The organism is Streptomyces sp. NPDC101776 (genome assembly GCF_044766845.1).
Lineage (GTDB): Bacteria > Actinomycetota > Actinomycetes > Streptomycetales > Streptomycetaceae > Streptomyces.
Map to the genome: position 1 here is coordinate 24228 of NZ_JBIWMV010000041.1, position 12613 is coordinate 36840.

11 protein-coding genes and 3 pseudogenes are annotated in these 12613 nt (G+C 68.8%); 3 read left to right on the forward strand and 11 right to left on the reverse strand.

Translation table 11 applies throughout. The features are described 5' to 3' along the window. The first annotated feature begins 294 nt into the window (after window positions 1-294). Window positions 295-1068, forward strand: coding sequence for a maleylpyruvate isomerase family mycothiol-dependent enzyme (locus tag ACIRRY_RS50565; protein ID WP_403987527.1), 774 nt, complete (start codon window positions 295-297; stop codon window positions 1066-1068). 248 nt (window positions 1069-1316) lie between these two features. On the opposite strand, the gene ACIRRY_RS50570 is transcribed toward ACIRRY_RS50565, so the two are convergent. The 5 genes and pseudogenes from ACIRRY_RS50570 to ACIRRY_RS50590 form a co-directional block, all read right to left on the reverse strand. Then, complete coding sequence (locus ACIRRY_RS50570) at window positions 1317-1874, reverse strand: TetR/AcrR family transcriptional regulator (RefSeq protein ID WP_403987530.1); 558 nt, start codon at window positions 1872-1874, stop codon at window positions 1317-1319. A 245-nt stretch (window positions 1875-2119) separates the two neighbouring features. After that, window positions 2120-2410, reverse strand: a pseudogene (locus tag ACIRRY_RS50575) (DUF3533 domain-containing protein); the annotation flags it as partial. Window positions 2411-2482: 72 nt separating this feature from the next. Continuing rightward, window positions 2483-4726: a xanthine dehydrogenase family protein molybdopterin-binding subunit gene (locus ACIRRY_RS50580; RefSeq protein WP_403987533.1), complete on the reverse strand. Its 2244-nt coding sequence runs from the start codon at window positions 4724-4726 to the stop codon at window positions 2483-2485. Beyond that, entirely contained in the window at window positions 4723-5721 is a 999-nt protein-coding gene (locus ACIRRY_RS50585) for an FAD binding domain-containing protein (RefSeq protein ID WP_403987536.1), read from the reverse strand. The genes ACIRRY_RS50580 and ACIRRY_RS50585 overlap by 4 nt, the downstream gene beginning before the upstream one ends. Continuing rightward, window positions 5718-6203: a (2Fe-2S)-binding protein gene (locus ACIRRY_RS50590; RefSeq protein ID WP_403987539.1), complete on the reverse strand. Its 486-nt coding sequence runs from the start codon at window positions 6201-6203 to the stop codon at window positions 5718-5720. Before ACIRRY_RS50590 ends, ACIRRY_RS50585 begins: the two co-directional genes overlap by 4 nt. A 297-nt stretch (window positions 6204-6500) precedes the next feature. On the opposite strand from ACIRRY_RS50590, the gene ACIRRY_RS50595 reads away from it, so the two are divergent. Beyond that, a complete protein-coding gene (locus ACIRRY_RS50595) occupies window positions 6501-7085 on the forward strand; it encodes a TetR/AcrR family transcriptional regulator (RefSeq protein WP_403987542.1) in 585 nt (194 codons plus the stop codon). A gap of 25 nt (window positions 7086-7110) precedes the next feature. Here the strand turns inward: ACIRRY_RS50595 and ACIRRY_RS50600 are convergent. Continuing rightward, a pseudogene (locus tag ACIRRY_RS50600) lies at window positions 7111-7482 on the reverse strand (ImpB/MucB/SamB family protein); the annotation flags it as partial. A gap of 6 nt (window positions 7483-7488) precedes the next feature. Continuing rightward, window positions 7489-7926 (reverse strand): annotated as a pseudogene (locus ACIRRY_RS50605) (ISAzo13 family transposase); the annotation flags it as partial. 60 nt (window positions 7927-7986) lie between these two features. Here ACIRRY_RS50605 and ACIRRY_RS50610 point away from each other — a divergent pair. Next, on the forward strand, window positions 7987-8112 hold the full coding sequence (locus ACIRRY_RS50610) for a hypothetical protein (protein WP_403987545.1): 126 nt from the start codon (window positions 7987-7989) through the stop codon (window positions 8110-8112). Window positions 8113-8125: 13 nt separating this feature from the next. On the opposite strand, the gene ACIRRY_RS50615 is transcribed toward ACIRRY_RS50610, so the two are convergent. From ACIRRY_RS50615 to ACIRRY_RS50630, 4 genes are all read right to left on the reverse strand, one after another. Continuing rightward, window positions 8126-9154 carry an IS3 family transposase gene (locus tag ACIRRY_RS50615; protein WP_403987557.1) on the reverse strand — a complete coding sequence of 343 codons (1029 nt, stop codon included), beginning with the start codon at window positions 9152-9154 and terminating at the stop codon, window positions 8126-8128. Continuing rightward, on the reverse strand, window positions 9151-9534 hold the full coding sequence (locus tag ACIRRY_RS50620) for a hypothetical protein (RefSeq protein ID WP_403987548.1): 384 nt from the start codon (window positions 9532-9534) through the stop codon (window positions 9151-9153). Before ACIRRY_RS50620 ends, ACIRRY_RS50615 begins: the two co-directional genes overlap by 4 nt. Before the next feature lie 406 nt (window positions 9535-9940). After that, entirely contained in the window at window positions 9941-10282 is a 342-nt protein-coding gene (locus ACIRRY_RS50625) for a hypothetical protein (RefSeq protein WP_403987551.1), read from the reverse strand. 559 nt (window positions 10283-10841) lie between these two features. Continuing rightward, on the reverse strand, window positions 10842-12170 hold the full coding sequence (locus ACIRRY_RS50630) for a hypothetical protein (protein ID WP_403987554.1): 1329 nt from the start codon (window positions 12168-12170) through the stop codon (window positions 10842-10844). Window positions 12171-12613: the final 443 nt, after the last annotated feature.

Below are 12613 nucleotides of genomic sequence, written 5' to 3' on the forward strand. Positions count from 1 at the left end.
GCCCACCAGGCAACGTTTGTTGCCGGCCGGTAGGGGCGGGTGCGGTGGTTCGCTCAACGGCCTGGGCGATTGCCCGGGCCGGTGCACCGGGACCGAACTCCCACGCGATCGCATCGGCCAAGGCGCCCTTCTCGCCCAGGGAGCCGTGGAGTTCGTTCCTGACCGAGACGGCCCTTTCGCCGGCCGGGACCCGATCATGAACGCTGTACCCCCCGACTAGTCCTTCAGGTACAGGCGGGAGCTGGACCGGCAGGGCCCTGGACAGCAAGTCCGAGCGCGGACACGATCGCGTTCATGACACCCGAGGATGCCATTGTCGCCACTGCCGACCGGATCGCTGAGCTGCTGGAGGCGGGGGCCGACCCGCGGACGCCGCTGCCGGGCGCCGAGTGGACGGTGGGCGAGGCGGCGGCGCACCTCGCGCTGGCGGGGCAGCTGATGGCGGACGTAGGGGCGGGCGAGGACCGCCCTTACGGCGATGGGACGCCGAGTGGTCTCGCGGCGGCCAACCGTGCGGCTCTGGCCGTCTTCCCGCAGCGCGATCCGGCGGTCCTCGGCGTGCAGATCGCGGACACGGCCAGGGCGTTCGTCGCGGCTGCGGCCGGCCGCAGTCCGCAGGAGGCGGTGCTGACGCCGATGGGGCCGATGGACCTGGCCACCCTGGGCTCGTACCTGCTCACACATCTGCTCGGGCACGGATACGACATCGCGGTCGCCCTGCGCGGGCCCCACATGGTCGACCGGGACATGGTCGCGTTCACGCTGCCCTTCATGCGACTGGGCATGCCGCGCGTCGTGAACGCCGGCGCGGCCGACCACCATGCGTGTTATCTGCTGCGGATCGGCCGCGACCGCTTCGCCGTCACCTTCGCGGACGGCGTGCCCACGGTCACCGACACCCCGCCCCGCCGGCCCGACTGCACGATAGCCATCGACCCCGTCGCCTTCCTGCTCCTCGCCCTGGGCCGCTGGACCGCCCCCACCGCCATGGCCCGCGCCAAGGTCGTCGTCTGGGGCCGCAAACCGTGGCTGGGCCTGCGCTTCCCACTGCTCTTCACGGCGCCATAGACGGGCGAGCAGACTGCAGGTGCAGGGATACGCCTTCGTGGCGGCCGCCGGGATGCAGGGCGACAACCTGATCGGGAGATCGGCCTGGGCCGGTTGAGGATATGGGGAGCACCCGGCGCTGGATGCCGATGCCGACCGGACCGCACGTTTCTTTGCTGCGGCATGCTCGGTAACACTTTCACCGCCACCGGCCCCCCGGCGCGGGAAAGGAGCCAGGAGGCCAGGAAGCCTTCCGGAAGTACGAGGCGTCAGCGCACGCCTGCCGCATCCAGCAGGGTGACCACCGTGGGGCCGATGAGTCCCGTCATGGTGTCGGCTCCGATCCCGGCGCGGGCGCCGGCGCCATCGAAGACCAGGGTCAGCTGCCGCGCCAGCAGGTCGGGGTCGCTCGCACCGCCGCGATCGGCCTCGGTGCGGAAGAAGGCGGTCAGTTTCGCCTTGATCCGGTGTGCCACCTGGCTCGCAGGGTGATTCTGGTCCTTGAGCTCGATCTGCACAGCCAGGTACCGGCAGCCTTGGAAGGCGGGCGCGCCCGCCTGCGACTCCAGTTGCCCGAAGACGTGCAGGATCCGCTCGCGCGAGGAGCGGCCGTCGTCCGCCGGGGGCAGGAGAGTGGCCACGAAGGGGGCAGTGCGCTCCTCCAGGCTTGCCGCCAGCAGGTCGTCCTTGCTGTGGAACAGCTGGTACATGGAGCGCTTCGACACGCCCGCCGCCTTGCACAGCGCGTCGACGCCGATATTGACGCCGTCCTGGTAGGTGAGCGTGGCCGCCGCCTCCAGCAGGCGTTCTCTGGAAGTTGACTTCACTTCGGTGGTCCTGTCGTGAGGTTGACTCGAATCGGACGCATTGGAAACCGATCGGTCTTCAGGGGTGTCGGGAACCGACGGCGCCGTCCAGGGCGCCGAAGTCCGCTCAGAGGCTCGGCGACGGTCTCGGAGGAGAAAGACCGTCGCCGAGCCTGACGGTGTGCCCGCCCCTCGTCCCCATGGGGGCGGCACACTCGGGGCCACCCCACTCAACGGCCCCGTCCTGGGGATGCGGAAGGAGTGCGCTACACCGGGGTGGCGCTCTTCTCGGGCTCCGTCTCCGCCGGGATGCGGTGCAGCCCCTTGCGGTCGTACCACCCCAGCACGCCGAACCCGAACAGTGCGGCCGCCACGAGGCCGACGGCCATCATGACCCAGCCCCGGGTCAGACCCGCGTCGCCCTGGGCGTCGTAGTAGAGGATCGCGCGGATGCCGCCGGCGATCTGCCGCAGCGGCTCGAACTCCGCGAGGAAGCGGTAGAAGCCGGGCAGCGCCTGGATCGGTGTGGTGGCGTTGGCCGTCGGCACAGCCGGCCCGCGCCGACATCGTCACCACGCCGTGACCAGCACATTCACCCACCCGGCAGGACTTTGGAACAGCCCTGGTCCTCAGAGCAGCTTGTCCAGCGTGATCGGCAGGTCTCGGATCCGCTTGCCGGTCGCGTGATAAACGGCGTTCGCGATCGCGGCCGCCACGCCGGTCGTGCCGACCTCGCCCAGCCCGATGATTCCAAGGGGCATGGTCTTGTCCGGTTCGTCGAGCCAGGCGACATCGATCGGGGGGATGTCAGCGTGCACCGGCACGTAGTAGGAGTCGAGGCCGGCGCTCATCGTGGGCCCGTTGCGCGGGTCGACCAGGCTCTGCTCCGACAGCGCCATGCCGATACCCATGACCACGGCCCCGCGGAGCTGGCTGGCCGTGGTCTTGGGGTTGATGATGCGGCCGACGTCGAACATGCCGAGCCAGCGCGAGATCCGCAGTTCACCGGTGTCGGCGTTCACCCGCACCTCACAGAACTGAGCGCCGCGGGCCGCCTTGGACCAGCGCTGGTCCTTCAGGAAGTTGGTGAGGAACCGGCCCTGACTGCCCAGCAACCCCCGCCGGGTGTCCGACCCGACCGAGGCCTCGAGGAACGGTCGCCCCGCTGCGCGCAGGGCGGCCGCCGGTTCCTGGCCGGTCGTGCCCGTTCGCCGGGCCAGAGCGGTCACCTTCCGGGTCAGCTCGGCGCATGCGGCGAGGAGGCTGGTGGCCACCGTCGCCGTCTGGTTGGAGTTGCCGGCCATCGGGCCGGACGGCAGGGCCGAATCGCCGTACTCGACCCGGACCTTCTCGTACGCGATGCCGAGCGCGTCGGCGGCGATCTGTGCCTGTACGGTCGCGGCGCCCATGCCCATCTCGTGGAAACCGCACTGCACGAGCGCGCTGCCGTCGTCGCTCAGACGCACCTTGACGTCGGCGACCAGGCGCAGGGTCGGGTGGAAAGCGGTGGCCATGCCCATCCCGACGAGCCACTCGCCGTCCCGCATGGAGCCCGGTTCGGGGTCGCGGTCCGCCCAGCCGAAGCGTTCCGCGCCGGCCTCGAAGGCTTCACGCTGCATGCGCTGGGAGAACTTCTTGCCGCGCGTCGGATCCGTCGCGGGCTCGTTGCGCAGCCGCAGGGCGATCGGGTCCATGGACAGCTCGTAAGCCAGTTCGTCCATCGCCGATTCCAGCACGAAGCTGCCGATCGCCTCGCCGGGGGCGCGCAGCCAGGTGTTGGGCATCAGATCCATGGCGACGAGGTTCTGCCGGGTCAGCATGTTCTCGGCGCCGTAGAGGTGTCGGGCGGGCGAGCTGGTCGCCTCGAGCAGGCCCCCGGCCGAGCCGGTGCGGGTGATGCTGTCCTGGATCAGCGAGGTGAGCCGGCCGTCGCGGGTCGCGCCGAGCGCGATCCGGTTGGTCGAGGCGGTGCGCCCGCCGGTGGCGCGGTTGACGGCCGTGCGGCTCAGCGCCAGGCGCACGGGCCGCCCGACAGCCTTGGCCGCCATCGCCGCGATGACCGTGCCGGGCCAGACGGCGAACTTGCCTCCGAAGCCGCCCCCCAGGAACTCGGCACGGACACGGACGTGAGACGCCGGCACGCCGAACCGCCCGGCCAGGTGGCGGCGGCTCTGGTCCGTCGCCTGTGTGGTGTCGTGCACGGTGAGATGGTCACCGTCCCAGACGGCGACCGTCGCGTGCGGCTCGATCGCGTTGTGCTGCAGGCCGGGCGTGGTGTAGCGCAGGTCGACCGACACCTCCGCAGTGGCCAGCGCCGCCTCGGCGTCGCCCTTCTTCGTGTGGCCGGCAAAGGTGAGGTCGCCCTTCGCCGGGGTGGCGTTCTTCTGCTCGGCGGCGAAGTCCACCCGCGCGGGCAGCGGGTCGTAGGTCACTTCGACGAGCGGGGCGGCCTCGTTCGCCGCGGCCGACGTGTTGGCGACCACGACGGCGATCGGCTGGCCGTCCCAGAAGACCTGATCGGTGTTGAGGTAGTCGAGGCTGGTGCCCGACACGTCCGGTCCGAGGTTCAGCACGATGTTGGCTTTGCGTACGGGCCGGATCCTCGGCGCGTTGAGGTGGGTGATGACCGCCACGACGCCGGGCACCGCGGCCGCCGCGGCCGTGTCGACGCCGGTGATCGTTCCACGGGCGACAGTGGCATGCACCAGCGTCGCGTACGTGAGGTTCGGGTAGTGGTGCTCGGCGGAGAACCGCACCGCCCCGGTCACCTTCGCGTGGCCGTCCCGGCGGTCCACCGGCCGTCCGACCGCTCCCCCGACGGGCACAGAAGCGCCTGTGCCGGGCTCGGAGCCTGTCCAGGTGCGTGTGGTCACGATGCGCTCCGCTCGGCGTTGAGTTTCCGCAGCACGGCCACGACCGTCCGCCGGGCCAGGTCGATCTTGAAGGCGTTGTCGGGCAGGGGCAGGGCGGGGGCGAGTTCGGCGGCGGCAGCCATGGCGAAACTTTCGTCAGTGGCTTCGGCTCCGAGCAGCAGCTCTTCCGCGATGCGTGCCCGCCACGGCCTGGTCGCGACGCCGCCGAGGGCGAGGCGGACCTCGGCAATGCGGCCGTCGGCGCCGACCTTGAGCGCGGCAGCGACGGAGACGAGGGCGAAGGCGTAGGACGCACGGTCGCGGACCTTGCGGTAGTGCGAGTGCGCCGCGGCCGGCACCGGGGGCAGCTCGATCGCTGTGATCAGCTCGTCGGCGGCCAGCACCGTCTCGATGTGGGGGGTGTCGCCGGGCAGCCGGTGGAAGTCGGCGACCGGGATACGGCGCACACCGCGCACGCTTTCGACCTCGACGACCGCGTCGAGCAGCACCAGCGCCACCGCCATGTCCGAGGGATGCGTGGCGATGCAGTGCTCGCTGGCCCCCAGCACCGCGCTGCCGCGGGAGAACCCGCCGATCGCGTCACAACCACTGCCGGGCACACGCTTGTTGCAGGCGGAGGCCTCGTCGTAGAAGTACATGCAACGGGTGCGCTGCAGCAGGTTGCCGCCCACCGTCGCCATGTTCCGCAGCTGGGCGGACGCCCCCAGCAGGATCGCCTTGGCCAGCACCGGATAGCGAGTCCTGACCAGGGGGTCCGCGGCGAGACGGCTGTTGGTCACCAGGGCGCCGACGCGGAGGGTGCCGTCGGGCAGTTCCTCGATGCCGTCCAGCGGCAGGCGGGTGATGTCCACGACCGTTGCCGGCTCTTCGATGCCCTCACGCATGAGGTCGACGAGGTTCGTGCCGCCCGCGAGGAACTTCACGTCACCGCTGTCCGCGATCGTGCGCAGCGCCGTGCCCACGTCCAGGGCGCTGAGGTAGGAGAACGACTTCACTTCGCGACCTCCTTGATCGCCGAGACGATGCCGTTGTAGGCGCCGCAGCGGCACAGGTTGCCGCTCATCCGCTCCCGGATCTCCGCCTCGTCCAGCTCCCCGCCACTGTCGGCGAGATGCTCGGTCGCCGCGCTCGGCGCGCCCTCCTTGTGCTCGGCCAGCATCCCGATCGCCGAACAGATCTGGCCCGGCGTGCAGTAGCCGCACTGGAACCCGTCCGTGCGCACGAACGCCTCCTGCAACGGATGGTCGACCCCCTCGATGGTCGTGATCTCCCGCCCCTGGTACTGCACCGCCAGCGCGAGACAGGAGTTGATACGCCGGCCGTCCACCAGCACCGTGCAGGCGCCGCACGCGCCCTGGTCGCAGCCCTTCTTGGTACCGGTCAGGCCCAGGTACTCGCGCAGCGCGTCGAGCAGACTCACCTGCGGCGCGACGTCCAGCTTCTGGGCGGATCCATTGATCCGCAGCTCGATCTCCACCGTGACATTCCTCCGGTTCACCCGAGGGCTCGTTCTCTTGAGGGGGGCCATCAGGCATATAGGCCAGGACCAGAGGGACTCCGCTCCGCGGACTTCAGAACCGCCAGCCGGGGAGCCGAATCATGAGAGGAGGTCCATGATCTAAAACAGGATCGTAGCAGTTAGACCGACTAATTGCATCACACTTGTCGCAACTTTACATTCACACGCAACAGTACTGATGCAAATCAGTACAAATCCGCAGGTCAGGCGTATGGTCTTCCGTGCATCACGAATCAAAACGGGAGTGGATAAGTCATGGGCCGACCCCTGCGGGCAGATGCCGCGCGCAGTGTGCGCGCGATTCTGGAGGCGGCCGAGCAGGTCCTCGCCCAAGACCCCGGGGCCTCCATGGAGCAGATAGCCGAGCAGGCGGGCGTAGCCAGAACGACCGTGCACCGGCGGTTCGCCAACCGCCAGGCCCTCATCGAGGCACTCGCCGCCTCGGCGAAGCGGCAGCTCTTGGAGGCCGTAGAGGACGCCCACATGGACACCGCCCCACCGCTCGTGGCACTGCACCGCGGCACGGCGAACGTACTGCGGACCAAAAGCGTCTGGCGGTTCACTCTCGGCCACCCCCTCGCCGACACCCCCCTCACCGAGGTGATCTGGTCCGAGATCAACGCCGGCGTCCTGGAGTTCTTCGCCCGCGCCCAGCGCGAAGGGCTCCTCGCCCCGGACACGGACCTCCTGTGGGCGCGGCGGGTCTACTACGCCCTTGTTGACGAGGCCCAGCACGGAGGCGGCGCGGGTCTCGACCCGGAGCAGGTCCGGCAGAACGCGGACGCACTGGCCACGCTCGTCGTCGACACGTTTCTGCGCGGCATGGGGCCCCACGGCTGAACCGCCCGGTTCTTGGCACGAGCGGTCAGTTCGCCAGAGGTGCCGGACGTACAGCCTCCGGCCCAAAGCGTCGGCGGGCGCGATCCGCAGCGACTTCGGCTGCGCGGGCACGGGTATCACCAGAATCCAGAGAGAGCTGGCGGTAGGCGCTTTTGGCCGGTACCAAGCGGTCAGTACGGATCGTGAAGGCCCTGACTCGCGCCCGCTGCAGCGCCAGGGAGGTCAGCAAGCTCAGGGAAGCTGCGGCAAGAGCTGGTGAGTGGTTGGTGGGTTCCCACAGCGAGCGCGTACGTGTGGTGGAGTTGCGGTCGGCGTACCGCACAGTGAGCGTGAGTCGGCCGGCGATCTGACTTTCACCACGCAGGCGTTGGCCGATCTGCTCGGAAAGTCCCAGGACCCCTCAGAAGCCCTCCTCACGCAGCAGATCGGCGACCGTGTCCGCGCACACCCGGTGCCCCTGACCGGTCAACTCGGCCGCCAGGCTTCTGGTCGACTTCACCGTCCAGCGCAGAGGCGACATCGGATCGCCCCGCTCGTCAGGTTCCACCAGCGCCAGCAGCGTGGACCGCAGCCCCGGATCAAGCTTCGCGGCCTTCTTACGCCCGCAGGCAGGCCTGCGCACCCGATCCAACGGTTCTTCGCCGGCCTCCAATTCGTCCACGCCGCTGCGGACCGTCGCCTCGCTGACCTGGGCCGCCCGCGAGACCGCCCGGATACCACCATGCCTCAGGACCCGCGCCTCGGCTCCCATCAACAGCCGCTGCTGCCGTTCGTCCAGATGCGGGAACAACACCCCGAACTTCACAGCGAGTTGACCACGAACCTCACTCGAGACATCCATACCGGAGCAACGAGTCGAATCACGCGAAGCAACAGGTTGATTCTCTGGGAGCCCTTAGCCATGCCGTGCGCCTGCCAGAAGAACAAGACGCAGTACGAGGTTGTCGACGCCGCCGGGAAGCGGGTGTTCGGGCCCACCCCGTACAAGACGACCGCCGACGCCGTCGGAAGATTTCAAGTCCAGTGAGACGGTCGTGACGCTATGAGGTTTGTGGTGCGGGTTCGCGGCGCTTGGCCGGGTCGTTGATCCAGGCGGTCTGGGGTATCTCGGGTGGTCGGGGGCGGCGGCCGAAGCGTTCGGGGTGTCGGGCGTATGCCTCGGCGAGGGTGACGGCCCGCTGGTCGCGGACCTCGTCAGCGGTCCCGAAGTGGACGGAGGCGGGTGTGTGGAAGCCGATGCCGGAGTGCCTGTGTCCGTGGTTGTAGTAGGCGATGAACGCGTCGAACCACTCGCGGGCGTGGGCGAGGGAATCGAACCGGTCGGGATAGTCCGACATGTACTTCGTGGTCTTGAACTGGGCCTCGCTGTAGGGGTTGTCGTTGGAGACCTTCGGCCGGGAGTGCGACCTTGTCACCCCGAGGTCGATCAGCAGTTGGGAGACCTTCTTGCTGGTCATCGAGGTGCCTCGGTCCGCGTGCACGGTCTCGGGCACGATCTGGTTGCGGGCGATGGTCTCGCGGATCAACTCCTCGGCCCGCTGGGCCGATTCGGCCGCCTCGACGGTGTGGCCGACGATGTAGCGGCTGAAGATGTCGATGATGACGTAGGCGTGGTACCAGATGCCTTTGGCCGGTCCGGCCGCCTTGGTGATGTCCCAGGTGAACACCTGCGACGGGGCGGTGGCTACCAGCTCGGGCACCGCCCGGGCGGGGTGGGCGGCCTGTCTTCGGCGCTCGCCGGACTGGCCCTTGTCGCGCAGGATCCGGTACATCGTCGAGACGGAGCAGTGATAGCGCCCGGCATCCAGCTCGCGGGCCCAGATCTGCGCGGGCGCAAGTTCGGCGTATTCGTCGCAGTTCATCAACTCCACTACTGCGGCCCGCTCTTGGTCCGTCAGAGCCGAGGGCTGGACTTGCGGTTTCCTGGGTTTCCGCTTCGGCGCGGGCTGCAGCCTGCGGTAGTGGGTGGCCCGCGAGCGGCCGGTCAGCCGGCACGCGGTGGTAATGCCCAGCTGGCGCTCGACGCCGGCGAAGGCGTCGTCGGCGACCGGGTCGGCGGCGTGCGTCAGTCCGCGCTCTCGGAGATCATTTCCAAGAGCGCGGAAGCTTTTCCCATGACCTCCAGCGCGGCCTTGTTGCGTGCCAGTTCCTTCTCCAGACGCTCCACCTGGCGGCGAAGTTTCTCGTTCTCCGCCCCGGCCGCCGGTTTCTTCGGCCTCGCCGGGCTGGTGCGCTGGTCGACCAGCTTTTCCAGGGCCCCCGCATCCCGCGCAGCCCGCCATTCCTTGACGTGCGAGTGGTACAGGCGCTCGCGGCGCAGGACTGCGCCCTTCTCGTTCTTGGGCGCGGCGTCGTACTCGGCCACGATCCGCAGCTTGTACTCGGGGCTGAAAGTGCGGCGCTTCGGCCGGGGCGCCGGGTCGGGGCCGGCGGACGTGGTGCTGGTCATGAGGGGGTGTTTCTCCTGTCGTGCCCTCTCAGGCTAACCCGACAAAGCGGGGCGTCTCACCACAGGCTGACAGAGAGGGCATGGCCGCACGCGGCACCGGCCGCGAGGTCCGCGAGATCGCCAAGGCGGGCAGCTGATATGTAGCTGCAACAAGGGCCGGCCCGGGAGGCGCGGCCCGCGCCTCCCGGGCCGGCCCGCGTCCTGTAACGAGTGGTTCTCGACGGCGGCAACGGCAAGGTCGCCTTCCAGAGCCACAACCCAGCCACGGCCCGGGCTGTCGCCAGCAACTACCCCGGCAACATCGTCGACCCTGCCGGTGAGTGGACCGCCGCTCCGCTCACGGCAAGCCCCCGGGACGCTGGCGCGTTCCGGGGGCTTCGAGCGCCCTATCAGGGAGCCGGCCACATCAGCAGGGCTTGATGAAATAGATGTCCGTCCAGTCGATGTATCCAGCGTGTTGCGCTTCGATCCACCCCCCGATCTTGCCGTTCACGTCGTACAGAAGGGCCACGGTCCCCGGGGTCTGGTTGTTGTTGTAGGCGCCGGGGCCGTACAGGTCGATGCCCGACGTGATTCCGCACTTGTAGTAGTCGAAGCTGTTCCCGCGGCCGTCCTCGCCGCAGATATGTCCGTACGCACACGGGATCGCCTGGGGCTTCGCCTCCGCAGCGGTGGCGAAACTGAGGCTCGATCCGACCGCGAACAGTCCCGCAGCCACCACACCGACGACCCGTTTGTCGAGTTTCATGCGGACGTCCCCCTCGATCGATCGCTGACCAACCTTTGCGGCAACGTAGTTCAGCCAGAGGGCAGACGCGAGCAATTCGAGCTCTATCGAAATGTTCCCCGCAGTGGGGCGTCCCGCCTTGGCCCCGGGAGCCTGCGGAGCGGCGCATCACATGTAGACAGACGTGGGGCCCCCAACCCACTCCCTGGGCAGCTAATAAGCGTGTCTGACTGCTGATTTAGGGCCGAGTCCCCTTGATCCCTAAGGCTCGTGCAGGGCCGCAAATTGCGTGTCGGAATGTCACAGCCGATGTCGGATCGGATTCGGATCCGACGCAGCGTTGAGACTTCCGGTGTCCTGTCGCATTCAGGCTGTCGGATTCTCATCGCGTCACGTCTTGAAAAGTTTTTTCTGGGGGCCGTGTCGTTGCTCCTGGCCTGGCTCTTCTGCCCTTCCGCGAACGAGACTTCCGCGAAGGCCACGTTGTTTGAGAACAGGGGCCGCCAGTGTTCTCAATCCAGTTGGCGCCTTTGCAGGTCGGTGAACCGCAGCCTGCCAACTCCACCTCGACAGGGAATCGTTACTCGTCGGCCGGGTTGTCCTTGCGCCACTTCCATCGCGAGAGTTCGTAGGCCCGGTGGTCGTGTTCGAAGCCGTCACCGAGTGGTCCCACCCGTTCGATCGCCTCGGCGGTGCGCGGGTCGTCCCGCAGGGCGAGACCGTAGGCGGCCTCCAGACGCACGAATTGGTTCTCCTCGCCGAGCGACGCGGCCAGGGCGTCGGCGACGGCGGGCGTACGGTCGGGGGAGCCGGCCAGCGCCACTGTGGCTGCACCCCGCACGTCGGCATCCGGTGCCCTGGCCAGCAGCAGCAGCGCTTGGGTGATCTCCGGGAGGAGGTCGCCGTCCCGCATGCTCGCCGTGCATGCCCTGAGCTGCACTTCGGCGTCCGGGTCGCGTATGAGGGTGAGCAGGGCGGTCCTGGCTGCGGGCGTGCGGGGTAGGTAGCCCGCGCAGAGGGCGTGGGGCACTTCGCGGCGTACGCGCGGGTCGGGATGGTCGGCGTGACGAAGACCGATGGCCTCCTGATCCGGATGATCGCGGTTGGTGAAGGCGTCGAGCACCTTCGCGAGCATCTCGCCGTCCGTTTCCTCGGCCGCCCATGCGGCCAGGAGTTCACCCTCCTTCTTCTCGTAGTAGGGACCGGTATCGAGGAACCCCCGCATTCGCAGGTAGTCCACGACGAACCGGCGATGTGCCCGGTCCGTGGAGTGACGATGGGCCATCACCGCGGACCAGGTCTCGAAGCTGCGGCGTTCGGTGAGGATCCAGCAGACCGTCGACCAGTCCACATGCTCCTCGTCCGGCTGCCGCACGGCGCGGGCGATCAGTTCGTCGACGGGGGTCAGAACACGGAAGGCCCACTCCAGCGCGGTCAGGATGGCGCCGTGCCCGGCCCGCACGACCCGGCCGCCGAGCGTGACCTGATCGACCCAGTCGTACTCGCCGTCCTGAACGCGGACCGTCGCGGCCGGACCGGACGCGCCCGTCCTGCGCCGCAGTTCCTCGACCGCGCCCGTCTCGTACCAGTCCCGGGCCAGGGCGAGCAGCCGTTCACGGGCGCCTTCCGCAAGCCGCAGCCGGGGCTCCTTGCCCAGCACCGCCGAGAAGAGCGCCGGGGAACCGCCGTCGACGGCGCGCCCCAGCGGTGTGGTCCCGTCCGGCAGCACCCGGTCAGGGTCCGCCGCGCCCTCCACCAACGCCTCGGCCACCTGCGCGTCGTAAGCCGTCACCGCCACACACAGTACCGGCAGCCCGGTCGCGTCAACCGTGTCCACCGCGTCCGGATCCGCGCCCCTGCTCAGCAGATCCCGGACCGCCTCGGCATCGCGCGCCCGAACCGCCGACACGAGCCGACCCTCGAGTCCGTCCTCGCCCATGTTCCCGCCCCCCCGCCCCGAATGACATCGCCAGCCGGCCCTGCAGAGCCCCCATCTCCCCGGGGAAGCACGGTCGAGCCACGCCGCAAGCTGTACGTGGCTTCCACCTGCCTCGCAGCACGGCCCCTCCAGCGGCTGCGAGAGCGTCCCCACGATGGCCAAACTCACCTGAGCCCTTGCCGGATGACGGATTGCATTCTCAAGATATCTGGTAGTCCCGCGGGGAAGACCTGCCACCTGCCAGCTCGAATGCAATGAGACACCAACGTCACAGGCTCTACGGTCGCGCCGGTCAGCCCGAACCGCCGAGGAGACAACACTGAAGCTCCCCCTTTGACCTGGACAGCTTGATACTGGGACGGATGGTCCCGGAGGAAGCAGTCATAGGTAGTGAGTAGCAAGAGCAACATGAG